At 69.6% G+C, this 26,202-nt stretch carries 26 protein-coding genes; 18 read left to right on the top strand and 8 right to left on the bottom strand.

Annotation, left to right across the window (positions count from 1 at the left end):
- Positions 1–2: 2 nt before the first annotated feature.
- Together mazG and NXI30_01220 are read left to right on the top strand one after the other, a co-directional pair.
- Positions 3–740 carry a nucleoside triphosphate pyrophosphohydrolase gene (gene mazG, locus NXI30_01225; protein MCR9092813.1) on the top strand — a complete coding sequence of 246 codons (738 nt, stop codon included), beginning with the start codon at positions 3–5 and terminating at the stop codon, positions 738–740.
- Between the two features lie 42 nt (positions 741–782).
- Positions 783–1,007, top strand: coding sequence for a hypothetical protein (locus NXI30_01220; GenBank protein ID MCR9092812.1), 225 nt, complete (start codon positions 783–785; stop codon positions 1,005–1,007).
- A 21-nt stretch (positions 1,008–1,028) separates the two neighbouring features.
- Here NXI30_01220 and NXI30_01215 read toward each other — a convergent pair whose 3' ends face one another.
- Positions 1,029–1,721 (bottom strand): FKBP-type peptidyl-prolyl cis-trans isomerase, encoded by a 693-nt coding sequence (locus NXI30_01215; GenBank protein MCR9092811.1) that lies wholly within the window; start codon positions 1,719–1,721, stop codon positions 1,029–1,031.
- Positions 1,722–1,856: 135 nt separating this feature from the next.
- Between NXI30_01215 and NXI30_01210 the strand changes: the two genes are divergently transcribed.
- Positions 1,857–2,957 carry a phospholipase gene (locus tag NXI30_01210; protein MCR9092810.1) on the top strand — a complete coding sequence of 367 codons (1,101 nt, stop codon included), beginning with the start codon at positions 1,857–1,859 and terminating at the stop codon, positions 2,955–2,957.
- A gap of 43 nt (positions 2,958–3,000) precedes the next feature.
- Complete coding sequence (locus tag NXI30_01205; protein ID MCR9092809.1) at positions 3,001–3,534, top strand: GNAT family N-acetyltransferase; 534 nt, start codon at positions 3,001–3,003, stop codon at positions 3,532–3,534.
- A gap of 13 nt (positions 3,535–3,547) precedes the next feature.
- Here NXI30_01205 and uvrA read toward each other — a convergent pair whose 3' ends face one another.
- Entirely contained in the window at positions 3,548–6,475 is a 2,928-nt protein-coding gene (gene uvrA, locus NXI30_01200; GenBank protein ID MCR9092808.1) for an excinuclease ABC subunit UvrA, read from the bottom strand.
- A 154-nt stretch (positions 6,476–6,629) separates the two neighbouring features.
- Here uvrA and NXI30_01195 point away from each other — a divergent pair, with 154 nt between their 5' ends.
- Complete coding sequence (locus tag NXI30_01195) at positions 6,630–7,871, top strand: mechanosensitive ion channel family protein (protein MCR9092807.1); 1,242 nt, start codon at positions 6,630–6,632, stop codon at positions 7,869–7,871.
- Positions 7,868–8,620, top strand: coding sequence for an SDR family oxidoreductase (locus tag NXI30_01190; protein MCR9092806.1), 753 nt, complete (start codon positions 7,868–7,870; stop codon positions 8,618–8,620). The genes NXI30_01195 and NXI30_01190 overlap by 4 nt, the downstream gene beginning before the upstream one ends.
- On the opposite strand, the gene NXI30_01185 is transcribed toward NXI30_01190, so the two are convergent.
- A complete protein-coding gene (locus tag NXI30_01185; protein MCR9092805.1) occupies positions 8,617–9,690 on the bottom strand; it encodes a Stp1/IreP family PP2C-type Ser/Thr phosphatase in 1,074 nt (357 codons plus the stop codon). The two genes, NXI30_01190 and NXI30_01185, sit on opposite strands and share 4 nt — an antisense overlap.
- A gap of 370 nt (positions 9,691–10,060) precedes the next feature.
- Positions 10,061–10,249, bottom strand: coding sequence for a hypothetical protein (locus NXI30_01180; GenBank protein ID MCR9092804.1), 189 nt, complete (start codon positions 10,247–10,249; stop codon positions 10,061–10,063).
- A 320-nt stretch (positions 10,250–10,569) separates the two neighbouring features.
- On the opposite strand from NXI30_01180, the gene NXI30_01175 reads away from it, so the two are divergent.
- Positions 10,570–11,718, top strand: coding sequence for an amidohydrolase family protein (locus tag NXI30_01175; GenBank protein ID MCR9092803.1), 1,149 nt, complete (start codon positions 10,570–10,572; stop codon positions 11,716–11,718).
- On the opposite strand, the gene NXI30_01170 is transcribed toward NXI30_01175, so the two are convergent.
- Positions 11,715–12,380 (bottom strand): PilZ domain-containing protein, encoded by a 666-nt coding sequence (locus NXI30_01170; GenBank protein MCR9092802.1) that lies wholly within the window; start codon positions 12,378–12,380, stop codon positions 11,715–11,717. The genes NXI30_01175 and NXI30_01170 overlap by 4 nt on opposite strands.
- Before the next feature lie 141 nt (positions 12,381–12,521).
- Between NXI30_01170 and NXI30_01165 the strand changes: the two genes are divergently transcribed.
- The 4 genes from NXI30_01165 to NXI30_01150 all read left to right on the top strand — a co-directional run bounded on the left by NXI30_01165 (position 12,522) and on the right by NXI30_01150 (position 16,163).
- On the top strand, positions 12,522–13,481 hold the full coding sequence (locus NXI30_01165; GenBank protein ID MCR9092801.1) for a glutamate--tRNA ligase family protein: 960 nt from the start codon (positions 12,522–12,524) through the stop codon (positions 13,479–13,481).
- The gene (locus NXI30_01160) at positions 13,478–14,293 is read left to right on the top strand and encodes an SDR family NAD(P)-dependent oxidoreductase (protein MCR9092800.1); all 816 of its coding nucleotides are present in this window, start codon (positions 13,478–13,480) and stop codon (positions 14,291–14,293) included. The genes NXI30_01165 and NXI30_01160 overlap by 4 nt, the downstream gene beginning before the upstream one ends.
- Before the next feature lie 25 nt (positions 14,294–14,318).
- Positions 14,319–15,056, top strand: a complete 738-nt coding sequence (locus NXI30_01155) for a glucose 1-dehydrogenase (protein ID MCR9092799.1) — start codon at positions 14,319–14,321, stop codon at positions 15,054–15,056.
- Between the two features lie 195 nt (positions 15,057–15,251).
- On the top strand, positions 15,252–16,163 hold the full coding sequence (locus NXI30_01150; protein MCR9092798.1) for a hypothetical protein: 912 nt from the start codon (positions 15,252–15,254) through the stop codon (positions 16,161–16,163).
- A gap of 187 nt (positions 16,164–16,350) precedes the next feature.
- On the opposite strand, the gene NXI30_01145 is transcribed toward NXI30_01150, so the two are convergent.
- Both NXI30_01145 and NXI30_01140 read right to left on the bottom strand, forming a co-directional pair.
- Entirely contained in the window at positions 16,351–17,646 is a 1,296-nt protein-coding gene (locus NXI30_01145; protein MCR9092797.1) for a metallophosphoesterase, read from the bottom strand.
- Positions 17,636–18,310, bottom strand: coding sequence for a thiopurine S-methyltransferase (locus NXI30_01140; GenBank protein ID MCR9092796.1), 675 nt, complete (start codon positions 18,308–18,310; stop codon positions 17,636–17,638). The genes NXI30_01145 and NXI30_01140 overlap by 11 nt, the downstream gene beginning before the upstream one ends.
- A gap of 79 nt (positions 18,311–18,389) precedes the next feature.
- On the opposite strand from NXI30_01140, the gene NXI30_01135 reads away from it, so the two are divergent.
- Complete coding sequence (locus NXI30_01135; protein MCR9092795.1) at positions 18,390–18,998, top strand: glutathione S-transferase family protein; 609 nt, start codon at positions 18,390–18,392, stop codon at positions 18,996–18,998.
- A gap of 22 nt (positions 18,999–19,020) precedes the next feature.
- Here the strand turns inward: NXI30_01135 and NXI30_01130 are convergent, their stop codons facing one another.
- On the bottom strand, positions 19,021–19,647 hold the full coding sequence (locus NXI30_01130) for a 50S ribosomal protein L11 methyltransferase (protein ID MCR9092794.1): 627 nt from the start codon (positions 19,645–19,647) through the stop codon (positions 19,021–19,023).
- A 169-nt stretch (positions 19,648–19,816) separates the two neighbouring features.
- Between NXI30_01130 and NXI30_01125 the strand changes: the two genes are divergently transcribed.
- From NXI30_01125 to NXI30_01100, 6 genes are all read left to right on the top strand, one after another.
- Positions 19,817–20,569: a DUF975 family protein gene (locus NXI30_01125; GenBank protein MCR9092793.1), complete on the top strand. Its 753-nt coding sequence runs from the start codon at positions 19,817–19,819 to the stop codon at positions 20,567–20,569.
- A gap of 118 nt (positions 20,570–20,687) precedes the next feature.
- Entirely contained in the window at positions 20,688–21,317 is a 630-nt protein-coding gene (locus NXI30_01120) for an RDD family protein (protein ID MCR9092792.1), read from the top strand.
- A gap of 28 nt (positions 21,318–21,345) precedes the next feature.
- Positions 21,346–22,362 (top strand): stage II sporulation protein M, encoded by a 1,017-nt coding sequence (locus NXI30_01115; protein MCR9092791.1) that lies wholly within the window; start codon positions 21,346–21,348, stop codon positions 22,360–22,362.
- Positions 22,352–23,941, top strand: a complete 1,590-nt coding sequence (locus NXI30_01110) for a DUF4129 domain-containing protein (GenBank protein MCR9092790.1) — start codon at positions 22,352–22,354, stop codon at positions 23,939–23,941. The genes NXI30_01115 and NXI30_01110 overlap by 11 nt, the downstream gene beginning before the upstream one ends.
- Complete coding sequence (locus tag NXI30_01105; protein MCR9092789.1) at positions 23,938–25,203, top strand: DUF4350 domain-containing protein; 1,266 nt, start codon at positions 23,938–23,940, stop codon at positions 25,201–25,203. The genes NXI30_01110 and NXI30_01105 overlap by 4 nt, the downstream gene beginning before the upstream one ends.
- Positions 25,200–26,189 carry a MoxR family ATPase gene (locus NXI30_01100; protein MCR9092788.1) on the top strand — a complete coding sequence of 330 codons (990 nt, stop codon included), beginning with the start codon at positions 25,200–25,202 and terminating at the stop codon, positions 26,187–26,189. The genes NXI30_01105 and NXI30_01100 overlap by 4 nt, the downstream gene beginning before the upstream one ends.
- Positions 26,190–26,202 lie beyond the last annotated feature (13 nt).

Below are 26,202 nucleotides of genomic sequence, written 5' to 3'. Positions count from 1 at the left end.
CCATGGCCGGGATCCAGCGCCTCCTCGACATCATGGCTCGTCTGCGGGATCCGGAGGGCGGCTGTCCCTGGGACCTCGAGCAGGACTTCGCCTCCATCTCGCCCTTCACGATCGAGGAGGCCTACGAGGTCGACGAGGCGATCGCGAGCGGAGAAGCCGAAGCGATCCGGGACGAGCTCGGGGACCTGCTCTTCCAGGTGGTCTTCCAGGCGCGGATCGCCGAGGAGAAGGGGCTCTTCGCTTTCGAGGGCGTCGTCGAGGCGATCTCCGACAAGCTCGTCCGTCGCCACCCGCACGTCTTCGCGAGCGCCGACGCGCCCCCGGACAGCGCGGCGCAGCTCGCGAGCTGGGAGGAGATCAAGGCGGCGGAGCGGGCCGCCGCCGGCGAGGGCGATGCGCCCCCGGATCCCTTCGAGGGCATCCCGCGCCATCTGCCCGCGCTGGCGCGAAGCGCCAAGGTCGCGGGACGAATCGCCGGGACGGGCCTTCCGGCAACGCTGGATCCGAGCGACGCACGGGCGGTCGTCGAGCGGGGACTCGCGGCGCTCGAAGGCGGCGTGGGTGCGGGAGCGCAGCAGGCACTCGGGGAGGCATTGCGGGCGCTGGCCGTCGTCGCGCGCGAGGCGCGGATCGACCCCGAGCAGGCGTTGCGCGAGGCGGACGACCGGGAGATCGAGCGCGTCCGGTCCGCCCTGTCGGCAGCAGAACCGCATCAAGGCGGCAAGACGGCCACCCGATAGACCCCGGAGACGCGCATCCCGCGTGTCGGGGGGGACTTCGCCATGGGTGAGCTGGAGCCGCGATGGAGCCGTCGCCACAAGCGCCGCGCCCGTCGGATCGGCTACGACGTTCGCCTCTTCGCGCCCTTGGTCGCGATCGCGGTCTGCCTGGCGGGCTCTGCCACGGCGATCCTCGCCGCGGAGCGCGTCGCCCCGAGCGGGCTCCAGAAGGCCGGAATCGACGCGCTCGGACCGATCCCCGCCGAGGATTGCCGCCCCGTCGAGTAGGGGGCGCGGCTCGCCCGGTCGTTACTTCACGATCTCGATCAGCTCGACTTCGAACTTCAAAGCGGCACCGCCGGGAATTCCCGGGCGGCCCTTGTCGCCGTAGGCGATCGACGCCGGGCAGACGAGACTCGATTTCCCGCCGACCTTCATCATGGCCACGCCTTCCGTCCAGCACGGGATCACGCGGTTGAGCGGGAACTCCGCGGGCTGACCTTTGTCGACGGAGCTGTCGAAGACGCTGCCGTCGCGGAGCGTGCCGTGGTAGTGGACGCGGACCTTGTCCGTCGCCTTCGGCTGGGCCCCGCTGCCGGCCTTCACCTCGGTGTAGACGAGGCCCGACTCGGTGGTCTTCGCACCGGATTTCGCCCCCTCGCGCTTCGTGAAGTCCGCCGCGGCGGCCTTCTCGTTCTCGAGGGCGACCTTCTGGCGTGCGGTCACGAGGGTGCGGACGTAGTTGGCGCCCTCCTGCTGCTCGACGGCGAGGGGCTCTCCGTTCACGACGTCCTTCATGCCGTCGATCAGGAGGTCCATCTCGCGGGCACTGATCGGCTTCAGCGTCTCGAGCTGGCGAGCCATGCTCGTGCCGATCGCGTAGAAGGCCTTCTCGTCGTCGCTCTTCGGCGCATCGGCGGCGAAGGCCTGCCCCGTCACCAGGGCGAACAGGAGAGAGGACGCGAGCACACGGGTCGCGGAGAAGCGCGGAGCGAAGAACATGGTTCCCCCTGGCCCGCCGAGGACGGTCTCCTGTCGGCCGGGCGCTGGAAATGGAGAGGCGTGACTCGGATCCCCCGCCGCATGGCGGCATCCGAAGTCGCGGGAGCATACCGTACGCCCACGAAAGGGAGCGCGATGGGCGACGAGGCCTCGGTCCAGCAGGCATTCGGAGAATCGGTCGGGCGTCTCGGCCCCGCGCTGCTGGTCGGCGTCGACGCTCTCGAGAAGGCGTTCCGCCGCCTGCATCCCCCTGCGTTCGCCTCGCTCCAGGCCGCCCTGACCGAGCCCCTCGCGAATCTGGAAGCCGCGCGGGGCGCGTTCGCCGAGGCCGCGCTCCCGGATCCCTCGCTGGTGGAGTTCCAGGCCGATCTGCTGGGCGCCGCGGAGTGGACTGCGAGCGCGCTCGGTCGCTTCGTCGATCCCGGCGACGAGGGGACGATGGGCGTGCTGAAGGCGATGCACGATCACGCCCGGGCGCAGGCGCGGCTCTATCCGCTCCGCCTCGCGCTGCCGCCGATCTCGGCCTGGTTCGCGGAGTCCTTCCGGCACGGCGAGCTCGACGCGCTCGAGAAGCCGGACGGGAGCGACGCGAAGGTCGGGCTCTTCCGGTCCGGCGAAACCGACGCGCGGGGCGGCTTCGATCTCTACGTGCCCGAGAGCTACGACGGGAGCGAGGCGTGGCCGCTCGTCGTCGCCCTCCACGGCGGATCGGGGAATGGCGCCGACTTCCTCTGGACCTGGCTCCGGGAGGCGCGCAGTCGGCGCTTCCTGCTCCTTTCGCCGACGTCGCGGGGCTCGACGTGGTCCTTCGCCGCGCCGGACGTCGACGCGGGTCCGCTCCGGGACAGGGTCGCGTGGGTGTCGAGCGAGTGGAAGGTGGACGCGGACCACGTGCTGCTCACCGGACTGAGCGACGGCGGGACGATGACCGGGCTCGTCGGCCTCGGCGCGGACGGACCGTTCACCCATCTCGCGCCGGCGTGCGGCGCTCTGCACGCCGTGCCGCAGGCCCTCGGTGATCTCGGTCGTGCGCAGGGCAAGCCGATCTATCTCGTGCACGGCGCGCTCGACTGGATGTTTCCCGTCGAGGCGGCTCGGGAGGCCGCGGCCGCGTTCGAGGACGCCGGTGCCGCGCTCGTCTATCGCGAGATCGAGGATCTCTCGCACACCTATCCGCGCGAAGAGAATGCGCGGATCATCGAGTGGTTCGATCCACGGCGAAGGACGCCCGCCTAGCGCGGCCGCTGATATCCTCGGCCGACGTGCCAGGAGATTCGTCATGATCCTTCGGCCTCTGCGTGTCGACGACGAAGGGGAGGCGACCCGCGCTCAGGAGCAGATGCTTCGCGAGGATTGGCCCTTCCTTCTCGGATACACGATCGGCGACGACTTCGAGGCCTACGTCTCACGGACGGATGCCCTCAACCAGGGCAACGAACCGTGGACCGAGGGCGGCGTTCCGGGTTGGTTCTTCGTCGCCGAGGACGAGGGGAAGATCGTCGGGCGGCTGTCGCTGCGGCGAGAGCTGAATGCGTATCTCCGCCAGTTCGGCGGGCATCTCGGCTACGGCGTCCTGCCGGATGCTCGAGGTCGGGGCTACGCGAAGGCGATGCTCCGGGAGGGGCTGCGGATCCTTCGCGCCGCCGGCACGGAGACGGCGCTCCTCACCTGCGACGAAGACAACCCCGCGTCCCGTCGCGTGATCGAGAGCCAGGGGGGGCGATTGCTCGGCCTCTTCCCCGGCGAGAAGGTCGGCGCACCGCGGAAGTGTCACTTCGTGTTCGGAGACGGAGAGCTCGAGGTCACGCGCTAGGCGACCTGCCTGATCATGCGGATCTTCGCTTTCGCGCCTTCGACCCTCGCGCAGCGGTGAAGATCGGCTTCAGGCTCCGGCCCGTGTGCGACGCCTTGACCTTCGCGACCTCCTCGGGCGTGCCGCAGGCGACGATCTCGCCCCCGTCCGGGCCGCCCTCCGGCCCGACGTCGATCAGCCAGTCCGCCGTCTTGATCACGTCGAGGTTGTGCTCGATCACGACGACGCTGTTGCCCGCCTCCACGAGCTCGTCGAGGACGGCGAGGAGCTTCCGCACGTCCTCGAAGTGCAGGCCCGTCGTCGGTTCGTCGAGGATGTAGAGGGTCTGGCCCGTCGCGCGCTTCGACAGCTCCTTCGCGAGCTTGATCCGCTGGGCCTCGCCGCCGGAGAGGGTGGGCGAGGGCTGGCCGAGATGGACGTAGTCGAGGCCGACGCGCTCGAGGAGCTCGAGCGGGCCCCGGATCTTCGGGTGCGCCGAGAACACCTCGAGGGCCTCGGCGACCGTCAGGTCGAGCACGTCCGCGATCGAGTGCCCCTTGTACTGCACACGCAGGGTCGCCTCGTTGAAGCGCTTGCCGTGGCACTGCTCGCATCGGACGAAGACGTCGGCGAGGAAGTGCATCTCGATCTTCCGCACGCCGTCGCCTTCGCAGGCCTCGCAGCGACCGCCCTTCACGTTGAACGAGAAGCGACCGGGCTTGTAGCCGTGGACCTTGCTCTCCGGCAGCGCCGCGAAGAAGCGGCGGATCTCGTCGAAGACCTTGATGTAGGTCACGGGGTTGCTGCGCGGCGTCCGACCGATCGGGCGCTGGTCGATGTCGATCACCTTGTCGAGCTGTTCGAGGCCGGACAGATCGGCGTGCCGTCCGACCCGACGCGTGCTGTCGTGGAGCTCGCGGGCGGCGGCCGGATAGAGGATGTCGTTCACGAGGGTCGACTTGCCCGCGCCGGAGACGCCGGTTACGGCGGTGAGGATCCCGAGCGGGATCTCGACGTCGAGGTCGCGCAGGTTGTTCTCTCGGGCGCCATGGATCTTGAGCGCCCCCTTCGCGACGCGGCGCGACGCGGGGATCGCGATCTCCCGCCGACCGGAGAGGTAGGCCCCGGTCAGCGAGTCCTTCGCGCGTTCGAGGCTCTTCGGCGTGCCGGCATGGACGAGCTCGCCGCCACGAACGCCGGCCCCCGGACCGAAGTCGACGACGTAGTCGGCGGCGCGGATCGTCTCCTCGTCGTGCTCGACCACGACGACGGTATTCCCGATGTCGCGCATGCGTTCGAGGGTCTCGAGGAGGCGCGCGTTGTCCCGCGGATGGAGCCCGATCGACGGCTCGTCGAGGATGTAGATCACGCCCGTGAGATCGGAGCCGACCTGGCTGGCGAGCCGGATGCGCTGGGACTCGCCGCCCGAGAGGGACGGACCCGCGCGATCGAGGGAGAGATAGCCGAGACCAACCGCGCCCAGGAAGTCGAGCCGCGAGCGGATCTCCTTCAGGACCTCGGCGGCGATCTTCAGGTCCGCCCCGGTCAGCTTGATCTTCGAGAAGAAGGCGCGCGCCTCGTCGACGGTCATGCCGGAGATCTCGACGAGGGTCCGTCCGGCGACGCGGACGGCGGCGCTCTCGATCCGCAGGCGGGTGCCGTGGCAGGTCGTGCAGGCGGTGTTCGCCATGTACTTGCCGTACCAGCGCTTCATGCCTTCGGACTTGGTGTCGCGGAAGCGGCGCATGAGCCGCGGAATCAGTCCCTCCCAGGTCGTGTGGAACTGACCGCCACCGCTGTTGCCCTTGCCCGTCCACTTGACGAGGTAGCGACGCTCGCCGGTTCCGTAGAGGATCTGGTCGCGCTGCCTGTCGGTCAACTTCGACCAGGGCTTCGTCGTGCTGATCTTCAGGTGCTTCAGGATCTGGCGCCGGAAGCCGCTGCCCCAGCCGTCCTTCTGGGAGACGTCCTCGCCCCAGGGCTTGACCGCGCCCTCGTCGATCGCGAGGGACGGGTCGGGCACGACGAGGTCGGGATCGATCTCGAAGCGCGTGCCGAGACCGTTGCAGTCGCCGCACATGCCCTGGGGACTGTTGAAGGAGAAGGCCTGCGGGGTGAGCTCGGGGAACGAGATTCCGCACTTTCCGCAGGCGGCGGTCTCGGAGAAGGTTTCGTCGTCCTCGCGCGGAACGCTCGCGATCAGCTGGCCGTCGCCGATCCGGAGCGCCGTCTCGACGGACTCGGTCAGCCGGCTCCGGATCCCGGACTTCACGACGAGCCGGTCGATCACGGCCTCGACGTGGTGCTTCTTGCGCTTGTCGAGGGCCTCGAGACCCTCCGTCTCGACGATCTCGCCGTCGACGCGAAGACGGAGCCAGCCGGCGCGTCGCGCTTCTTCGAGCAGCTCCCGGTGTTCGCCCTTGCGGTTCACGAGGAGCGGGGCGAGCAGGACGAGGCGCGTGCCGTCGCCGCGGGCGGCGAGGGTCTTGGCGATCTGCTCCGCGGTCTGGCTCTCGACGCGGTCGCCACATTCGTGGCAGTGCTGCTTGCCGGTCCGGGCCCAGAGGACCCGGAGATAGTCGGAGATCTCGGTGATCGTCCCGACCGTCGAGCGGGGGTTGTTGCCCGTCGTCTTCTGTTCGATCGAGATCGTGGGCGAGAGACCGCGGATCGTGTCGTAGCGCGGCTTCTCCATCTGCCCGAGGAACTGTCGGGCGTAGGCGGAGAGGCTCTCGACGTAGCGTCGCTGGCCCTCGGCGTAGAGCGTGTCGAAGGCGAGGCTCGACTTGCCCGAGCCCGAGACGCCGGTCATCACGACGAGCTGCTTCTTCGGCAGGTCGACGTCGACGGACTTCAGGTTGTGCTCGCGTGCGCCCCGGATCTCGATGTGGTCGAGCTCTTCGGGGCGTCGGGGGCGGGACGAGGTTCGGCGGGTTCCGGAGGTCTTCTTCGCGGGGGGCATGAGGAGGGGAGCGTAGGGAATCCCGGCGACCCCATCGCGGATCGCGGGAGACCCCGGGTCGCGGGGGCTCCGAGGCGAGGCCGCGCGGGGGGTTCGATATCCTCCGGCGCTCGCACACGGCGCGCCCGCGGGCGCGCCCCGATAGGGGGGAGCGATGGACGAGTTCCTGGAGAGCATCGGCGCACGGGCGGGAGAGCCCGTGGTGGAGCTGATCGACCTCGCGATCCTCTTCGGCGCCGCGACCCTCGTCTATTTCGTGGTCCGGATCTCCCTCGTCGCGGGTCTGCGCAATCTCGTCCAGAGCTCGAAGACCCACTGGGACGACGAGCTGGTGAAGGCCGGCGTCTTCGGCCGGATCTCGCACGTGGCGCCTGCCTTCGTCGTCTACTACGGGCTGAACTTCTTCCCGAACCTGCCCGACGTGCTCGTCGACGGAATTCGCCGAATCAGCGTCGCGGTCATGATCCTCGTGGGCGCCCTCGCGATCTCGAGCGTGCTCGAGGCGGCGCAGGCGATCTACGACAGGCATCCGGAATATCGCCAGCGACCCATCAAGGGCTACCTCCAGGTCGTCTCGATCGTCGTCTACCTGCTCGCCGGGCTCCTGATCCTGGCGGCCCTCATGAACCGCTCGCCCTGGATCTTCGTCTCGGGCATCGGCGCCATGACCGCGGTCCTCCTGCTCGTCTTCCGGGACACCATCCTCTCGCTCGTCGCGAGCATCCAGATCGCCAGCAACGACATGATCCGCGTGGGCGACTGGATCGAGATGCCGGATCTGGGCGCCGACGGCGACGTGATCGAGGTCGCGCTCCACACGGTCAAGGTCCAGAACTGGGACAAGACGATCACGACGATCCCGACCCACCGGCTGATCGCCGACTCGTTCAAGAACTGGCGCGGGATGTCGGCATCCGGCGGCCGTCGCATCAAACGATCCGTCTCCCTCGACCTGCAGAGCGTGCGCTTCCTGACCGACGAGGAGACGGCGCGCTTCGCCGAGTGGGGGCTGCTCGCGGACTACATGCGCGGGAAGTCCGACGAGCTCGAGAGCGCGAACGCGGAGCTCGGCTCCGGGCTGCCCGCGGATCTGCGGCGCCTCACCAATCTCGGCACCTTCCGCGCCTGGGTCTGGGCGCTGCTGCGGGCACACCCGAAGATCCACCAGACGGGTCACACCCTGCTCGTGCGCCAGCTGTCCGCCGGGCCCCAGGGCGTGCCGATCGAGATCTACTGCTTCTCGAACGACACGAACTGGATCGCCTACGAGGGGATCCAGGCGGATCTCTTCGACCGGATCCTCGCGATGGTCCCGGAGTTCGGGCTGCGCGTCTTCCAGGAGCCCGCGGGCTCGGATCTCGAGCGGCTGCGCGACGGGAGCGCGTCCGCCGCGTGACGCCGTCGGGAGCGCCGGAGGTCGGTCGGGTCGCGTTCGTGAGCGGCGCGAGCCGCGGGATCGGTGCCGGGGTCGCGCGGCGCTTCGCGGAACGTGGACTGCGTCTCGTGCTCTGCAGTCGAAGCGCGCCTGCGCTTCCGGACGGCGAGGACGTGCTCGCGAGGGCCCTCGACGTTCGCGACGAGGCGGCCCTCGAAGCGCTCGTCGTCGACGCGGAGACCCGCTTCGGCCACATCGACCTCTGGATCAACAATGCGGGCGTCCTCGATCCGATCGCGAAGCTCCGCGACGTCGAGCTCGACGCGTTCCGCGAGCACATCGACGTGAACCTGACCGGTGTCTTCCTGGGGACGCGATGTTATGTCCGTCATCTCCGGCGGGTGGCGAAGCCTGGCGTCCTGATCAACGTCTCGTCGGGGGCCGCGACGAAGGCCTACGAAGGGTGGGCGGCCTACTGCGCGGGCAAGGCAGCGGTCGAACGGCTGACGGAGGTCGTCGCCCTCGAGGAGCGGGCGATCGGACTCCGCGCTCACGCCGTCGCGCCGGGCGTCGTCGACACGGCCATGCAGACCCGGATCCGGGAGACGCCGGAGGCGCGCTTCCCGGACGCGCCCCGATTCCACGAGCGGAAGCGGGCGGGAGCCTTCAACTCGCCGGAATACGTCGCGGACGAGCTGCTCGCCCTCGCGTTCGATCCGGCGCGCCGGACCGACCAGGTCGCGCTCCGGCTCGCGGACGAGGCGCGCTAGGGGGCCGTCCCCTCGCGCGGGATTCCCTTTCGCGGCGCCGGCGCTTCGATCTCGAAGCGGTCTTCGAGCGGGGCATCCGGGGCGGGCGGCGGCGAAGGCGATTCGGCGGCGGGTCGCGCGGGAGCGGCGGCGTCGGAAGGCGACCGGGAGGCCTGCCAGACCAGCCAGGCGGCGACGACGGCGCCCGCGATCAGCACGATGGTGCCGATCTGCTGGGCGCGCCGTCGTTGTCGGCGGCGGGTCTCGATCGCCTCGATGCCCACGGACGTGAGCTCGACCGGCGCCGTGGCTTCGGGATCGCCTTCGGATGCCTCCGCGGGGACCGCGAGGACCTGGACGGTGATGTTGTCCGGGCCGCCGCGCTCGTTCGCGAGGTCGATCAGCGCCTCGACCGCCTCGTGCGGGGTCTTCGTCTGGAGGATCGCCGCGATCTCCTCGTCCTTGACCACGCCGGAGAGGCCGTCGGAGCAGAGGAGGTAGCGGTCGCCTCCTCGGACCTCGACGTCCGCGACTTCGACGTCGACGTCTTCCTGCACACCGACGGAGCGGAGGATCTCGTTCCGGCGCGGGTGGACCGCAGCCTCGTCGGCGGAGAGGAGGCCCCGCCGCTGCATCTCGGCGACGACCGAATGATCGGTCGTGAGCGCCTCGAGACGACCCTTCCGGTAGCGGTAGGCCCGGCTGTCGCCCACGTGGGCGACCGTGCCCCGGCGCTTCGCGTCGAGGTGGAAGGCGACGACGGTCGTGCCCATCCCCTCGAGCTCGGGGTCTTCCTGGGCCAGCCCCCAGATGCGCTGGTTCGCGGAGACGACGGCGCTCGCGAGGGTCTCGTGGGCCTTCCCGCGTGCCCCGTCGCCGAAGGTCTCGGCGATGGCCTCGATCGCGGTCCGGCTGGCGGTGGCTCCGCCGCGGTGGCCGCCCATCCCATCCGCGACGACCAGGAGATGCCCCCCGTCCGCGAATCCCCAGACTTCGCAGCTGTCCTCGTTCGCCTGCCGGACGCGTCCGACGTCCGTTCGCGACGCGATCTCGACCGAGGTGGCCTTCGTCTCTTCGGACGCGCTGCTCATCGCGTGCTCTTCCTCGGTCGCGCGCCGAAAGCGGGCTCACACCGGGCCCGCGCCTCCCGAGCCCGCCCTGGAAACGGCCCCCGGTCGCGCGAATCCACCCGGGTTCGATTCCAGCAGTGTACCCACCGCCCCGATTCGGTTACGCGAACGGCGGATCCAACCGCCGCCGAACGGAGGTTCGCCGCACAGAAACACGCGTGCGTCGATTCGCGGGCCGTCACCCGGAAAAGCTGTGCGGAGCACGCCGGGGCGCCTCGAACCGCTCGGCGTCGCCGAAGGGCTGACCGCGGCGAACCCGCCCGGGCACCCCGGACCGCGCCGCGTCGCCCAACGGCTCGCTGCGTCAAAGGCGCGTCGACGCCCCCCTACCTCAAGAAAAGTCGCGGTCGAGGACGGTCTTGCGACCGTCGCTGCGGGCGCTCTCGATGGCCTGGTCGCACATCGCGCGGAGCCGGTCGGAGAGGACGTCGAGGACGCCCGCCGAGGTCTTCATGTCCCCGCTGCTCTTGATGTAGGCCTTGATCTTGGAGGCGACGACCAGAACTTCCTTGTCCGACATTTCTATGCGTCCTTCAGGGTGCGTCCGCAGGGGCTTCGTGGGAGGCTCGCTTCGTCTCCCGCTGCTCCTGTGACGCGCTCGTCCACGGTCCGTGACGTGGCGCGTGGTGGTTGCAGATCCCGCTGGGATGAAGCGGGCCGCTGAGGGAGAATGCCCGAGATCGACGGGTTCGCAAAGGGGGCGCCGCGCCGCTCGCGTCTATCGGGTGTAACCATTTGGAAAATATGAATTTTTCGATCACTCTCGCGCGTGTCTGGCGGGGCGGATCCAGCGCTCTCGAGGCCCTCACGTCGCCCTTAGACGTGCGTGAGGGACGTTTCGTGGATTCGCGGGAAGCCGCCCCCGTGCCGCGCGAGGCGACGATCGATCTGGCCGGGCGCGTGATCGTGCCCGGGCTGATCGATGCCCACGTGCATCTCGAGCTCGACCCGAAGCTGAGGAGTCCGAAGGAGCAGCTCGCCGTGCCGGTGGCCGAGCGTCGCGCGGCAATGGCGCGGCGGGCGGCGCAGATGCTGGCCGCCGGGATCACCACGACCCGGGACTGCGGGGGCGGGCTCCATCTCGAACACGCGCTCCGCGACCGGGTCGAAGACGGGACCCGGCCCGGTCCGCGGATCCTGTGCTGTGGCCAGCCGATCACGACGCCCGGGGGCCATTGCCATTTCTGGGGCGGCGAGGTGGACGACGATGCGGGGATCGACACGAAGGTCGCGGCCCAGATCGAGGCGGGGAGCGACTGGATCAAGGTCATGGCGACGGGCGGCGTTTTCACGCCGGCAAGCCGAGCCCGCGACACCCAGTTCGATGAGGCCGGTCTGGCCCGGGTGGTCCGTGCCGCGGCCGCCGGGGGGCGAGCGGTGGCGGCGCATTGCCACGGGACCGAAGGCATCGCCCACGCGGTCCGGGCGGGCGTCCGAACGGTCGAGCACGCGTCGTTCGCGGGCCCCGACGGCTTCGGCACGGCGCTGGATCCGGATCTGATGCGCGAGATGGCCGACCGGGAGCTCTGGGTCTCGCCGACCGTGAACGCCGGGTGGGGCCGGCGGATCGAGGACGAGGCAGGGACGGCGACGGACTTCTTCCGTCGCCTGTCTGCCTGCCTTCGTGCGCAGCGAGCCCACGGGATCCGGTTCATCGCCTCGACCGACGCGGGCATCCCCGGCGTCGCCCATCACGATCTGGTTGCGGGACTGAAGGCGTTCGCGCGCTTCGCGGACCTCGCGCCGGTCGACGTGCTGCGCGCTGCGACGAGCGAGTCGGCCCGGGCGCTCGGACTCGAGGACGAGACCGGCCGGATCGCACCCGGCCTCTCGGCGGATTTCCTCGTCCTCGACGCGGATCCGCTCGAAGACCTCGGTGCGCTCGACGACCCCGAATGGGTCGTGTCGCGAGGGGTGTGGTGGAGTCGCGAGGAGCGCCTGGCGTTGACCGAGGGGCGCGGTGGCTTCGACGAAGCGGGGGCTTCCTAGCCGACCGTGGCGTGGAGACCGTCCCGGGCGAGCTGGCAGGTCACGAAGTGCGCGATCGTATGGCGCACGTCGTCGTGTGGGGCATCGAAGGCGAGGCCGGCGTCCCCGCTCCGTACGTAGCGACATTCGGCTCGGGTGCTGACGAGGCCGTAGTCCGGGAGCGCGAGCTGCAGGTCGAGCTTCGCGCCCTTGCGGAGCGCTTCGCCGGTCCGGAGCAGACAGCCGCCCTCCGAGAGCGAGAGCACGGCGCCGATCGACCGACGCTCCGCGCGGATGCAGCGCGCAGAGAGACGGGTCGAAATACGCGGCGTGCGTCGGGGCGTCTGCTCGAGGGCACGCTGGATCATCTCGTAGACCGTGCCCAGGCGACCGGGTCGTGTCGTCCGTGCGAACACGCGCCGATCGATCGGTTCCTCGTGGTCGGAGGACTCGATGGCGAGGACGCGCAGGTCGTCGTCCCCGTCCTGCGGCAGCGTGTCGAGTCGTTCCGCGTCGACCAGCCAGACGCGCGCGCGACTGCAGTCGTCCCCCGAGTCCGCGTCGATCAACACGTAGCCGAGCGCACGGAGGGCTTCGAGCACGCGCGGTGTGACGCTGCGCTCCGACAGGCGGAGCGCGATGGCTCGCTGATGGGTGCTTCCGTCGTGACGGGCCGTGTGCATGGAGAGTGGTTCGGTGCGACCGTGTATCCCGTGAAGGCGATTTCGTCGTGAGTCGGCGAATGCGTGACACATCGATGCGTCGATTGTAATGACGACGCACGGTTGTGATGAGGCTGCAGATCGGACCGGAGAGTGTCGGGCGTGACCCACGAGGAGAGAGGCGGGCGCGGACGATTCGCGCCCTCGACGACGGGGCGGGCGCATCCGGGCACGTTGCTGGCGGCGCTGCTCTGTTGGCTCGACGCGCGCGCGCGTGGCGGCCAGGTCGCTCTCCGACTCGAAGACCTCGACCGGGAACGTACGAAGGAAGGCTTCGTCGACGGGCTGCGAAGCGACCTCGAGTGGTTCGGGCTCGATTGGGACACGGTCGATCTCCAGTCGGAGGCGGCGGACCGTCACGACGCGGCGATCGAGCAGTTCGTCGCGGACGGCCTCGTCTACGCGTGTGACTGCAGTCGCGCGACGGTACGCGCTGCGGGTCGCCTGGCGCCCGACGGCGGCCACGCCTATCCGGGGACGTGCCGTGCGCAGCGCGTGACGCGCGCGTCCTGGCGCGAGGAGTCGCGTCCGCTCCGTCTGGCGCTGCCCGCGTCCCATGTCGAGCTGTACGACGAGAGCGGGGCCGATCTCTCCGGAGATGCTGCCCGCCTCTTCGGTGACCCGATCCTGCGTCGTCGCGACGGCGCGACCGCCTATCACCTGGCCTCGATCCTCGACGATGCGGCGATCGGCGTGGACCGCGTGGTTCGGGGTCGGGACCTGATGCCGTCGACGCTCCTGCAGGTCGCGCTCCAGCGCCTGCTCGGCGTGTCGACACCGACCTATCGCCATCACCTGCTCTTCCTCGAGCAGCGGGGCGAAAAGCTCTCGAAGCTCCACGGGGCGGTCGACGTGCAGGCCCTGCGCGCGCGCTACGACGCGGAGGCGCTTTGCGGAGCGATCGCGGGATTCGTCGGCCTGGCGCCGCCCGGGGGACGTTGTGCGCCGGGAGACCTGGTGTCAGGCTTCGAGTGGAGCCGCGTCGCCAGGGAGGACGTCTGGCTCGAATGGCAACCGGAGCGCGGACTCGTTCGTGGGTCCGACGCAGGAGCAGAGGCTTGAAGCGACTCTCGGGCCGGGTGGCGGTGATCACGGGCGGAGCGAGCGGGATCGGGCTGGCGACGGCATCGCGGCTCGCGGATCGGGGATGCGGTCTCGCGCTGGTCGACGTGAACGCCGAGGCGCTGGCGGAGGCGGAGAAGTCGTTCCTCGAGCGAGACGTTCCGATCTCGACCCACGTCGTCGACGTCGCCGATCCCGCCCAGATGGAGGCGCTTCCGGAGGCGGTCGTGGCCGAACACGGCGCGGTCCACGTTCTCGTGAACAACGCCGGCGTCTCCGTCGCCGCGACCTTCGAGGATCACTCGCTCGAAGATCTCCAGTGGATCGTGGGGATCAACCTCTGGGGCGTGATCCACGGCTGCAAGTTCTTCCTGCCGGAACTCAGGAAGCAGGACGAAGCCCATATCGTGAACATCTCGAGCATGTTCGGGTTCCTGGGCGTGCCCTCCCAGAGCTCGTACTGCGCGACGAAGTTCGCCGTTCGCGGCTTGACGGAAGCGCTCTGGGCGGAGCTTCGTGATACGCAGATCGGTGTCACGAGCATCCATCCGGGCGGAATCAACACGAACATCGCGAAGACCATGCGCGGCGACGATCCCGAGCTGCGCGGCGCTGCAGCCGCTGCGTTGGGGCGCTCGCGTGGTCCCGAGGCCGTCGCGAAGAAGATCGTACGAGCGATCGAGCGCGACGAGTTCCGCGCGATCGTCGGAATCGAAGCCTACGTGTCCGAGTGGCTGAAACGGCTGATGCCCGTGTGGACCCATCGCCTGCTGACGCGCCGCATGAAGAGCTTCGCGCAGCCGGCCGACTAGCATGGACCGAGAGGAGAACGAAGAAATGGGACAGCTCGACGGAAAGACGATCATCATCACGGGTGCCGCCCAGGGCATGGGCGCGGTCCATGCGCGCCGCTGCGTCGAGGAGGGCGCGCGGGTCGTCCTGACGGACCTGCAGGCGGAGGCCGGCGAGAAGCTGGCGGCCGAGCTCGGCGAGAACGCCTGCTTCGTCGCCCAGGACGTGACGAGCGAGTCCGACTGGGATCGGGTCGTCGACGAGGCGACGACCCGTTTCGGCGGAATCGACGGACTCGTGAACAATGCGGCGATCTGGTGGACGAAGCCCGTCCTCGAGGAGGATGCGACGGACTTTCTCAAGATGCTCGAGGTGAACGTGATCGGGACCTGGCAGGGCGTTCGCAAGGTCGCCCCGAAGATGGCCGCGCGGGGCGGAGGCTCGATCGTGAACCTCTCTTCGATCGCGGGAACGCGCGGGATCCCCGAGCACGCGGCCTACGGTGCCTCGAAGTGGGCGGTGCGCGGTCTGTCGAAGGTCGCTGCCGGGGAGCTCGGGGCGATGGGCGTGCGCGTCAACACCATTCATCCGGGCGCGGTCGACGGAACCGGGATGTTCCTCGTGCCCGAGGAGGAGCGGGAGGAGATGTTCGCGACCCAGCCGCTTCCGCGCCCCGCGCGTCGCGAGGAGATCTCGGGATTGCTGATCTTCCTGCTCTCGGACGACTCGAGCTACGTCACGGGCCACGAGCACGTGATCGATGGCGGACGGACCGTCTGGTAGGTCTCCCGTCTCCTTCCGCCAGGAGGCGACGGACGGTCATGTTCGGGCGGCGGTCCTGGCGGCAGCGGTCCTCCGGGTCCTGTGCGATCCGCTCCGAAGTCTCGTATCGTGCGCTTGCGCGAACCCGGCTGTCCACCGGCGCGGCCATGGGGCCGCGCGGGGGTTTCGACCTGCGTTCGCGGGAGGCCCCCAGTGATGAGTCACGTCGCCCGAACCACCCCCGCCGCGCTCCTCTCCGCTCTGCTCTTCTCGCTCGCAGCTTCGACGGCGAGCGCGGGCGAAGCGCCGGCGGTGCGCGAGGCCAACTTCCGGGTCATCGGCGACTACACCTGGCTCCACTACTTCTCGGAAGAGGCCTACCAGTTCCGACCCGGTCCGACGGAGCTCGTGGACATCCAGCAGGTCGACATCGACGACGGCGGCTTCACCGGCATCTACGTGGCCCCGCTCGCGGCCCTCGGTGACGAATTCGGCGTGCGCGCCTTCGCCGGTCCGCGCTTCTCGAAGACCCATGTCGACGTCGCCGATGAGACCGAGACGTACGGAGTCACGATGGGAGGCGACGTCTTCTGGCGCGACCCGGCCGTGGGCGAGGCGGGCCTCGGTACGTTCTACGCGTGGGACGAGAGCGAGACGGGCTCGATCGATCGATCGAATCACGAGGCCGGTCTGGTCGCCTTCGGCAAGGCCTTCTTCGGAACGCCGGGCGAGGGGCTGCCCGTCGACCTCGACGTGACCGTCTCGTTCAGCGACGCCGACATCGACTCCAGTGGCGCCAACTCCGCCAACCGGACCTACTCCGCGGACGGTGGCGTTCGCGCCTACCTGAACGACAACGCCGCGGTCCGGTTGGGCGGGCTCTGGTCGCGGACGAACCTCGGCCCGACGGACCATGTCGAGGACCGGTTCGCGACGATCGACGTCGAGGTCCTGCTCCCGACCGAGCGGAACGTGATCCTCGGCGGTGGGTTCATCGTCGGTGACCGGAACGAATCCTTCATCGAGTTCCAGAAATACGGCCGCTTCGTCTTCGGCATCACGCTGAACGCGACGGTCAGCTTCACGGGCGCGGAGTCGCTCGCCGAGCTGCGACGGAACTTTTTCTAGCGCGGCGCAGAGCGCCGCTGGGCCGCAGGCGCTTTTCGGCGCGACGCAGAGCGCCGCTGGGCCGCAGGCGCTTTCTAGCGCGGCGCAGAGCACCGCTGGGCAGCGGGCGCTTTCTAGCGCGACGCAGAGCGCCGCTGGGCCGCGGGCGCTTTCTGGCGCGACGCAGAGCGTCGACGGGCGGTCTCGTCTAGGAAGCGGCGGGGCGCCAGCCGATCTCGAGGACGGAGTGCTCGGGGGGGACGCCGACGCGGAGCGGGAAGCCGTAGAAGCCGGTGCCGCGGTGGACGTAGAGGCGGCTGCCGCCCCGCGCGAAGAGGCCCTGGTCCGGCCAGCGTGAGCGGGACAGGACCGTCCAGTCGAGGCCGAGGGAAACGAGTCCGACCTGTCCGCCGTGGGTATGACCCGAGAGCACGAGGTCGACGTCGTCCTCGGGCAGGGCGTGGAATCCCACCGGATCGTGGAGCAGCAGCAGTCGGAGATGGCCTGCCCGGCGCGGATGGCGCTCGAGCAGGTCGCTCAGGTGTTCGCGATGGCCGCGGCCGACGAAGTCCGCACCGACGACCTGGACGGGGCCGACCGGGGTCCCGAAGGTGGCTTCGTCGTCGACGAGCAGACGGATGCCGAGACTCGACATCGCGGCGATCACGTGATCGGGCGCTTCGTGGTCGTGATTGCCGAAGATCGCCACGCAGCGGTCGGCGATCGGGCGGAGCGGCGAGAGGGCTTCTTCGAGGCAGCCCGGAGAGCCCATGCTCTCCATCGTCAGGAAGTCGCCGGTCAGTGCGACGAGGTCCGGCTCGCGCCCGACCAGGTCTTCGATCCGGCGGCGCAGGCGCGACACGCTCTGCCAAGGGCCGAGGTGGGTGTCGGTCAGCTGCACGATCCGGAGGGGTCGCTGGACCGGGGGCATCGGGACCTCGCCGTGGATGCGTTCGACGGGCACGCGGCGCATCTGCTCGGGGCCCTGATCGGAGAGCTCGAAGCGGACCGTCTCCGGGCGCGCGCTGACGGAAGTCAGGATGGAGGCGATCGACACGAAGATCGGCAGCGCCTCGAGAAGCACGAGGCCATCGAGGGCCGCCGTCCAGCCGAAGGCGTCGAAGACGAGGCGGAGGGGCAGGAGCAGCAGCAGCCAGGGGCCCGCCAGCATGCCGGCGGCGATGAAGGTCTGGCCCGGGACCGACACCGCCCAGCGGAACAGGGAGCTGCGCATGCGCGCCCGCACGAGATGGGCGAACTGGACCCCCGCGGCCGCCATCGAGTAGGCGAAGGCGACGTCGATCGGCGTCGTCAGGGTCTCCGGGACGAGCAGACGAAGCCGGGCATGGAGCAGCAGCGCCGCCGGCAGCGCGAAGGTCAGCAGGACCGCGGAGAAGATCGCGTAGAAGCGACCTCGCGCGATCGCGGCGTAGATCGGGACGCCGATCCACACGGCCACGGCGAGGGCGGGAAAGAGCCACGCGAGACCGCCTTCACCGATCATCGGTCGGTCCGCCGGGGCGTCGCTCGATGAGCCAGACCGCCTCCTGCCAGGTCTCGAGCCCGGCCGCCTGGAAACGCGGATGCTGCGGCTCGGACGGTTCGCTCCGGTAGCGAAGCGTCAGCGCGAAGTCGTGGCCGAAGAGCTCTTCGGCCCGCACCGAGTGGGGCGGGCCGTTCACGACCGACTGATCGTACTCGACCGTCAGCAGCAGGATCTTCACGTTCCCCGGCAGGACCTTCGCCATGTGCGCGGCGTAGCGGGTGCGCATCTCGGGTGGGAGCGCGATCAGCGAGCCCCGGTCGAAGACCCCGGCGACGCCTTCGAGATCCGCCGCCGACAGGTCGAAGAAATCCCCACAGAGCAGGCGGTAGCCCTCGGCTTCGTAGCGCTCGAAAGCGCCGACTCGGGCCGGTTCGACGGATCGCCCGGCTTCGGCGAAGAAATCTCGACAGGCGATCGACGAGAGCTCGCAGCCGACGACCGCGTGACCCCGTTCGTGCAGCCAGTGCATGTCGAGGCTCTTGCCGCAGAGCGGCACGAAGACCTTCGCGTCCTCCGCGATGCCCAGCGCCGGCCATTCCCGAATCAGCTGGGCGTTGGCCTCGGTCTGGTGCCAGCCGAGCTGGTCCTGCTCCCAGCGCTCCTTCCAGAACTCCGCTTTCACCGCTCTCTCCTGACTTCGCGGGGCGCCGCTCGGCCGCTATGTTGGCCCGTCTCTCGATTCCGGTCGAGACGGAGGGGCGATGCGGCTCTACGACTTCCACGAATCCGGCAACGGCTACAAGGTTCGCCTGCTGCTCTCCCAGCTGGGCCTCGAATACGAGCGGGTCGAGCTCGACATCCTGAAGGGCGAGACGCGGACGAAGGACTTCCTCGCGATCAATCCGAACGGTCGGATCCCGACCCTCGTCCTCGACGACGGGCGAATCCTCTCGGAGAGCAACGCGATCCTCTACTACCTGGCGCAGGGCACGGAGTACTGGCCGTCGGATCGATTCGAGCAGGCGCAGGTCCTCCAGTGGATGGGCTTCGAGCAGTACAGCCACGAGCCCTTCATCGCGACGGTCCGCTTCTGGACCTTCTCGGGCCAGCTCGGCGAGCACGAAGCCGAGCTCCCCGAACGCCGAGCCAAGGGGGAGGCGGCGCTCGACGTGATGGAGCAGCACCTCGCGCGCGAGCCCTTCTTCGTGGGCGGCCGCTATTCGATCGCGGACATCGCGCTCTACGCCTACACCCACGTCGCGGACGAAGGGGGCTACGACCTCGCCCCGCGTCCCGCCATCCGCGACTGGATCGAGCGCGTGGCGGCCCAGCCCGACGCCGTCGAGATCACCGCCGTAGCAAAGCACTGAGCGGCGCCCTCGGCGAAGCGCTTCAGGACCGCGGAAGCAGGTGGAGCACGACGTTCTTCTGGGGGGAGTCCACGTCGGGGAAGGTGCACGAGGGGATCGTCCGCAGAATCGGCGCATCGACCCTCGGCGTGCCCGTCCGCTGCGGATCCGCGAGGAGGATCGGACCGCGGGTGAGCGCCTCGCCCAGGATCCAGTCGCGGAGCCCCGTCTCGTAGAGGACGTCGGCCGCGAGCATCAGATCCCAGGTCTCGGGCGCCTCGGAGGTCGTCTCGATCGTGACGCCGTTCCGCTCGGCATTCAGCGCCGCGGCGCGGCGGGACTGCGGATCGAGGTCGGTCGCCAGAACGCGGGCGGCGCCGGCGCGAGCGGCGGCGATCGCGACGATGCCGCTGCCGGTCCCGAGGTCGACGACCTCGAGCCCCCGTACGAGCTCCGGGTGATCGAGCACGTGCCGGGCCAGGGCCTGCCCGCTTCCCCAGCAGAACGCCCAGAACGGCGGGGCAGCCCCTTCGGCGAGCTCGTCGCAGCCGCCTTCCAGGTCCACTTCGTCTCCGAGGAGCCAGAGCGAGAGCTCCGGACACAGGGGAGGGTGCCGCTCGGCGAGGTGGGTGCCGAAGGCACCGAGATGCGACTCGAGCTCACGCGTCATCTTCGGAGCGTAGGCCACCGGATCGGAATCGAGGGGCCGTCTTCGGAATGCACGCCCGGCTTTCGGGAAATCGTCACCGCAACCGCGCCCCATCGACTACCATCGAAGCCGGTCACGCGTATGCCGATGGACGCGCACGCGCCTTCGGCATGGGAGGAACCGAATGTCCATGGATGAATCCGTGTACGCCGCGCCGGAGAGCGCGCTCGACCGACCGGTCGAGGCCGGGGCGCGATCCCTCGACGACGCAATCGAAGGAAACTGGGACTTCGACATCGTGGAAGTGATGTCGGAGGCCTGGCAGAAGATCTCGGGCGCGAAGGGCGCGATGTGGGTCGGGATCCTGGTCATGTACGCGGCGATCTTCGTGCTGCAGATGGTGGCGGGCGGGATCGGCGCCGCTCTCGGCGAGGGCTCGATCCTGGGGATCAGCATCGCGATGGCCATCCAGCTCGTGGGCCAGGCGATCGCGTACGTCGTGACCACCGGGCTCTACTTCTTCGCGATCAAGTGGGCCGCAGGAGATCACTCGGCGACCGCCACGGACGTGTTGGCCGGGTTCTCGGTCGCCGGCGCGCTGATCGGCGTCTACTTCCTGATGACGGTGATCTCGATGGTCGGCTTCCTGTTGCTCATCCTCCCGGGCATCTACCTGATCGTCTCCTACTCCCTCGCGGCGCCGCTCGTGATCGAACGCGGGCTCGGGGTCTGGGAGGCGCTCGAGACGTCGCGAAAGACGGTCACGAATCACTGGTTCAAGGTCTTCGGGCTCGGACTCCTGTCATCGCTCGCCGTGGGCCTCGGCATGGCCGTCACCCTCGGCATCGGTTTGATCTGGGCCATGCCCTTCTTCTTCATGGTCTACGGCGTGCTCTACAACCGCATCTTCGGCTATTCCGGAGCGGGGGGAGCCGCTGGCTGAGTCCGTCCTGACGCATCCTACCGTCGCGGCCGCCGATGCGACGCTGCGACTGGAGACGCCGGAAGGCATCGACGTCGAGCTTCGGCCGGCAGGGCCCCTCGCGCGCGGCCTCGCGATCATGATCGACGAGGCGATCGCCTGGGTCGTGAGCATCGCCTTCGCGATCATCGTCAGCTACTTCGGCGAAGCGGGCGTCGGGGTCTATCTCGTCGTCTACTTCCTGATCGAGTGGTTCTACCCGGTCCTCTTCGAGGTCCTGCGGCACGGGCAGACGCCGGGCAAGGGCGTGATGGGTCTGCGGGTCGTGTGCGACGACGCGACGCCGATCGGCTGGAACGACTCGCTGGTCCGGAACCTGCTCCGGGTCGTCGACTTCCTGCCCGTCGGCTACCTCGCCGGGCTCGTGAGCGTGGTGACGTCGCGGAGGTTCCAGCGACTCGGCGATCTCGCGGCGGGGACGCTCGTCGTGCACGCGGATCGCGTCGACGGACCCGCCGGCGAGGAGCGTGCGGCCGCGCGAGAGGAGTGGGCCGAGGCGGATCGTCGCCTGGGTGCAGCGCCTCTTCCGATTCCGCTCGTCGTCGAAGAGCGAAGGGGCATCGTGGGCTTCGCCGAGCGCCAGCCCGACCTCAGCGCCGAACGGATCCTCGAGCTCGCCGAACTGCTCGAGCCCCTCTCCGGCGCGCGCGGCGAGGAGGGGCGACAGCGGGTCATCCGAATTGCCAACGGCATCGCGGGGGGCGAGTGATGGACCGCGTCACCCCCAGGCCCGCTCCGTGAAGCAGCGGGTCTTCGAGGAGCAACGATCGGCGCGGTGGGACGAGTTCTCCGCGCTCGTCGATCGGCTCGATGCGAGCACGGGTCGTCGTCGCGCGACCGTGGATCGCACGGCGTTCGCCGACTTCCCGGAGCGCTACCGCGAGCTCTGTCGCGACCTCGCCGTCGCGAGCGAGCGTCACTACAGCCTGCGCCTGCTCGACGGCTTGAATCGCCTCGCCCTCGACGGCCACCGGATCCTCTACACCCGCGACTCGAACATCGCGCTTCGCAGCGTCCGCTTCTTCGCCTGGGACTTTCCGCGCGCGGTCCGACGCGACGGGCTCGCGGTCGCGATCGCGACGGCGCTCTTCCTCGTTCCGGGCCTCGTGGTCGCCGCGATGATCGCCTGGTCGCCGGAGCTCGTGTACAGCGTGATTCCCGGCGGCCAGGTCCAGGAATTCGAGGAGATGTACGACCCGGCGGCGCGTGTGCTCGGGGAGAACCGCGACGCGGGGACCGACATGGCGATGTTCGGCTTCTACATCATGAACAACATCAGCATCGCCTTCCGCGCCTACGCGTCCGGTCTGATCTTCGGTCTCGGAAGCGTGGTCGTGCTCGTGCAGAACGGGTTCCTGCTCGGCGGCGTCGCCGCGCACCTCGTCTCGATCGGCTTCACGATCACGTTCACGTCCTTCGTGATCGGTCACGGGGCCTTCGAGCTGACGGCGATCGTCTTGAGCGGCGCGGCCGGTCTCCGGCTCGGGTGGTCGCTGATCGCCCCCGGCGCCCGGACCCGCTGGGCGTCGCTCCGGCAGGCGGCGAGCGAGACCGTCACGATCGTCTACGGCGTCTTCGCGATGCTGGTGGTGGCGGCGCTCCTCGAGGCGTTCTGGTCTTCGAAGGGCGCCGTGCTGCCCGAGATCAAGTTCGCCGTCGGCGGTGTGTTCTGGGCCCTCGTCTTCGCCTACTTCGCGTTCGTCGGCCGTGGAACGAAGGCCGTCGGTCGAACGGGAGGCGGCGATGGCCGCTAGTCCGCAGGTCGGGAGCGAGGACACGGCGGAGGCACGGCGCGCGGCCGCGCCGATCGCTCGAGGGACCTGGTCCGAACACCTCCGTCCGCGCTCGCCCTACGAGGCGACCGACTTCGGCTTCCAGTTCGTCCGGCCCTACTACGGGACGCTGCTGGCGATCGCCGCGGCGTTCCTCGTTCCGGTGGTGCTCGTCCTCGCGCCCTTCGTGAACGAGCACCCGTTCCTGACCTCCCTCGCGATCTGGTGGGCGAAGCCCGTGTGGGAGCGGCCGATCCTCTTCCATCTCAGTCGCGCGTTCTTCGGGCAGGCCCCGACCGCCCGGGAGTCGCTCCGGGGCCTCGAGTCTTCGGTGTTTCGTGGCCTGCTCGCGTCGCTCACCCTCCAGCGCCTCGCGCCGACCCGCTCCTTCGATCTGCCCGTCTCGGTCCTCGAGGGTGGCACCGGCGCCGTGCGGAGCGCGCGCCTCGGGATCCTGCGGCGTGGTCGGCATGGCGGCGCCGCGGCGGCGCTGACCCTCGTGCTGATCCAGGTCGAGGGGCTTCTCCAGATCGGCCTCGCGTCGCTCCTCTTCTTCTTCCTGCCCGAGTCGGTCACCGATTCGATCGGCGAGTCGCTCTTCGGCGGCGCGGAGGCCCACTGGCTCACCTCCGTCGTCCTCTTCGGACTCTGGGCCCTGTCGATCCTGCTCGTCGCCCCCTTCTACGTCGCCGCCGGCTTCTCCCTCTATCTCCATCGCCGAACGGAGCTGGAGGCCTGGGACGTCGAGCTGATCTTCCGGCGGATCGCGGAGCGCGCATCTCGTCGCGCGGGGCCCGCAGGCGCGGCCCTCGCGATGATCGCCTGCGTCTCGCTCTCGCTGTTGCCCGACCCGGTCGCCGCGTATCCGAACGTCTCCGCAGAGGAAGCGAAGGCGTCGATCGAGACGATCCTCGAGGGCGAGGACTTCCACGAGCCGGATACGGTCTCGATGCCGCGCTTCCTCCACGAGTGGGAGTGGGAGACCGACGACGAGACTGGCGACCCGCCGCCGCAGTGGCTGCAGGATCTGCTCGCCGCGATCGCGACCTTCGTGGCCGAGTTCGGTCAGGTGATCCTGATCGCCCTCGCACTCGGCGTCGTGGGTTGGCTGGTGCTTCGGGTCCTCCGGGAGGGCGGGCTCCGCCTCGACCTGCCTGCGCCGGGCGCTCGACGAAAGCACGTCCCCGGAGAGCTCTTCGGCCTCGAGATCACCGAGGAGAGCCTGCCCGACGACGTCGCCGGAGAGGCGCTCGGGGCGGCGCGGGCGGGACGCCCCCGTGACGCGCTCGCGCTGCTCTATCGGGGAGCACTCTCGCGCCTCGCGCTGGTCCACGGGGCCGAGCTGTCCCGGGGCGTGACCGAACGGGAGTGCCTCGACGTCGCGCGTCCGCTGCTCGCGGCGGAGGCGACTTCGTACTTCGCGCGGCTCACCCGGACGTGGCTGCGCTGCGCCTACGGGCACCTCGATCCCACGGCGGATGACCTCGGCGCCCTCTGCGAGGCGTGGCCCCGCTTCTTCGGCGCCCCGGATCGGCGGACGGCGGAGGAGGCCGTCGCGTGAAGGGGACGACGATCTTCTGGAGCTTCGTCGGCGTCCTCGTCCTGGGCGCCTGCCTCTATCTCTGGTTCGGCGCCGAGTGGATCGAGGAGGAAGTCGATCTCGGCTACTCCGCCGAGGCGCGACGGAACGATTTTCTCGCGGCGGAGCAATTCCTCGCGCTCCATCACGTCGATACGGAGTCGACGACCGGGATGAAGCTCCTCGACGCGCTGCCGCCGGCGGACGACGCGATTCTGATGTCGGCGGCGCGGGAGGCCCTCTCCGAGCGGCGTCGCGACGCGTTGGTCGCCTGGGTCGAGCGCGGAGGGCTCCTCATGGTGATCGCGCACTCGACCTACGACTACGGGGTCGAGGCCAGTCGCGATCGGTTGCTCGACCAGCTCGGTGTGTTCCTGCTTCCGCCGGAGATCGAGGACGAGGAGGAGCTGGAAGAGGGCGTCGACGTCGACCTCGATCAAGCGCTCCCTTCCGAGAACGAGGAGGCGGAGCGCTCCGAGGCGTCCGCGGACGAAGAGGACGAGGTCGTCGCCGACACGCCGGAGAACCTCGGCGAGATGCTCGATCTCTTCCTGGGGACCGCCGAGTGCCGCGAGGGCGAGGACTGGCTCGATCGCGTCGACGTGGGCGTCGAGGGACGAGAGGCCCTCGTCGAACTCCGGAGCGAGAACACGCTCGCGGTCTACGAGGAGCGACTCGAGGACGCGTATCTCTCGCCGAAGAAGCAGGTGCTCTCGCTGCCGGTGGGCGAGGGGCGGGTCGTCGCGATGACGTCGATCCATCCCTTCCGCAACGAACGGATCGCGTGCCAGGATCACGCCTGGCTTCTGTGGCACGTGTTCGAGGGGCGGCCGAAGGTCTGGATGCTCCACGATCCGGAGGTGCCGTCGATCAGCGACCTGGCCTTCGCGACCTTTCCCCTCGTGAGCTGGGGCGGGATCGGCCTCGTGCTGGTCGCCTGTCTGACCTATTCGCTTCGCTTCGAGCTCCCGGTTCGCGGGTCCGCGGTGCCCCGCCGTGAGCATCTGGAGCACGTCGAGGCGAGCGTGACCTTCCACTATCGCAAGGGCGGCTTCGCCCGGTTGATGAGGCGACTGCGCGAAGACCTCGGGGCCCGGGCGCCACGGGATCGCGAAAAATGGGGCGCACGCGCTGGGCTCCCGCCCGACGCGGTCGCCGAGGCGCTCCGGGAGGACGTGCCGCGCAATCGACGCGCGGTGGTCGAGCGGACGAGATCGATGCTCCGGATGAGGAGGACCAAATGAGCGAGACGATGACGGCGGCCACGAGTGAGGAGGTCGCCTGGGCGAAGGGGCGGATCGACGCGATGCGCGAGCAGATCGCGCGCGCGGTGATCGGGCAGGATGCGCTCGTCGCCGACATCCTGGTCGCCTTCGTGGCCGGGGGGCACGTGCTGATCGAGGGCGTGCCCGGGCTCGGGAAGACGCTGATGGTCCGCAGCCTCGCGGCGTGCTTCGGCGGCGAGTTCGCGCGGGTTCAGTTCACCCCCGACCTCATGCCGAGCGACGTGACGGGTCACGCGTTCTTCGATGCCGCGACCCAGCGCTTCACGATCCGTCGCGGTCCGGCCTTCACGAACCTGCTCCTGGCGGACGAGATCAACCGCTCGCCGGCGAAGACCCAGGCCGCGCTGCTCGAGGTGATGCAGGAGGGGCAGATCACGATCGAGGGCGAGGCGCATGAGACGCCGAGCCCTTTCATGGTGCTCGCCACCCAGAACCCCCTCGAGCAGGAGGGCACGTATCCGCTTCCGGAGTCCGAGCTCGATCGCTTCCTGATGAAGCTGCTCGTCGACTACCCCGGGGCCGAGGCGGAAGAAGAGATGCTTCGGCTCGTGACGGAAGGGCGGACCGGCAACGAGTTCCACCTGGAGGGGCTCGAGCCGGTCGTCCAGCCCGACGAGGTACTCCGGCTGCAGCAGGTGGCCGCGAGGCTCGAGGTCGATCGTGAGGTCTATGCCTACGCGGTTCGGATCGCTCGCGAGACCCGCCAGCGGATCGGCGTCGCCCAGGGCGCGGGACCGCGCGCCACGATCTCGCTCATGCGGGCGGCGAAGGCCCACGCGCTCCTCGAGGGCAATGCCTTCGTCACGCCGGACGACGTGAAGCGCGTCGCCCCGGCGGTTCTGCGTCACCGCATCCAGCTGACCGCGGATCTCGAGATCGAGGGCGCGCCGGCGGACGAGATCATCGCCGCGCTCCTCGACGACGTGCCCGCGCCGCGGATCTGACGAGGCGCGCGAG

The organism is bacterium (assembly GCA_024742285.1).
In the GTDB taxonomy this organism is placed as follows: domain Bacteria; phylum Myxococcota_A; class UBA9160; order UBA9160; family UBA4427; genus UBA4427.
This window is presented reverse-complemented; position numbering and strand designations above follow the sequence as displayed.

What these genes read in the sequence shown, in the direction of transcription:
- mazG (MCR9092813.1), top strand. Translation starts at nt 3, where the DNA reads ATGGCCGGGATCCAGCGCCTCCTCGACATCATGGCTCGTCTGCGGGAT.
- NXI30_01220 (MCR9092812.1), top strand. Translation starts at nt 783, where the DNA reads ATGGGTGAGCTGGAGCCGCGATGGAGCCGTCGCCACAAGCGCCGCGCC.
- NXI30_01215 (MCR9092811.1), bottom strand. Translation starts at nt 1,721, where the DNA reads ATGTTCTTCGCTCCGCGCTTCTCCGCGACCCGTGTGCTCGCGTCCTCT.
- NXI30_01210 (MCR9092810.1), top strand. Translation starts at nt 1,857, where the DNA reads ATGGGCGACGAGGCCTCGGTCCAGCAGGCATTCGGAGAATCGGTCGGG.
- NXI30_01205 (MCR9092809.1), top strand. Translation starts at nt 3,001, where the DNA reads ATGATCCTTCGGCCTCTGCGTGTCGACGACGAAGGGGAGGCGACCCGC.
- uvrA (MCR9092808.1), bottom strand. Translation starts at nt 6,475, where the DNA reads ATGCCCCCCGCGAAGAAGACCTCCGGAACCCGCCGAACCTCGTCCCGC.
- NXI30_01195 (MCR9092807.1), top strand. Translation starts at nt 6,630, where the DNA reads ATGGACGAGTTCCTGGAGAGCATCGGCGCACGGGCGGGAGAGCCCGTG.
- NXI30_01185 (MCR9092805.1), bottom strand. Translation starts at nt 9,690, where the DNA reads ATGAGCAGCGCGTCCGAAGAGACGAAGGCCACCTCGGTCGAGATCGCG.
- NXI30_01180 (MCR9092804.1), bottom strand. Translation starts at nt 10,249, where the DNA reads ATGTCGGACAAGGAAGTTCTGGTCGTCGCCTCCAAGATCAAGGCCTAC.
- NXI30_01170 (MCR9092802.1), bottom strand. Translation starts at nt 12,380, where the DNA reads ATGCACACGGCCCGTCACGACGGAAGCACCCATCAGCGAGCCATCGCG.
- NXI30_01155 (MCR9092799.1), top strand. Translation starts at nt 14,319, where the DNA reads ATGGGACAGCTCGACGGAAAGACGATCATCATCACGGGTGCCGCCCAG.
- NXI30_01150 (MCR9092798.1), top strand. Translation starts at nt 15,252, where the DNA reads ATGAGTCACGTCGCCCGAACCACCCCCGCCGCGCTCCTCTCCGCTCTG.
- NXI30_01145 (MCR9092797.1), bottom strand. Translation starts at nt 17,646, where the DNA reads ATGATCGGTGAAGGCGGTCTCGCGTGGCTCTTTCCCGCCCTCGCCGTG.
- NXI30_01135 (MCR9092795.1), top strand. Translation starts at nt 18,390, where the DNA reads ATGCGGCTCTACGACTTCCACGAATCCGGCAACGGCTACAAGGTTCGC.
- NXI30_01130 (MCR9092794.1), bottom strand. Translation starts at nt 19,647, where the DNA reads ATGACGCGTGAGCTCGAGTCGCATCTCGGTGCCTTCGGCACCCACCTC.
- NXI30_01125 (MCR9092793.1), top strand. Translation starts at nt 19,817, where the DNA reads ATGGATGAATCCGTGTACGCCGCGCCGGAGAGCGCGCTCGACCGACCG.
- NXI30_01120 (MCR9092792.1), top strand. Translation starts at nt 20,688, where the DNA reads ATGATCGACGAGGCGATCGCCTGGGTCGTGAGCATCGCCTTCGCGATC.
- NXI30_01110 (MCR9092790.1), top strand. Translation starts at nt 22,352, where the DNA reads ATGGCCGCTAGTCCGCAGGTCGGGAGCGAGGACACGGCGGAGGCACGG.
- NXI30_01100 (MCR9092788.1), top strand. Translation starts at nt 25,200, where the DNA reads ATGAGCGAGACGATGACGGCGGCCACGAGTGAGGAGGTCGCCTGGGCG.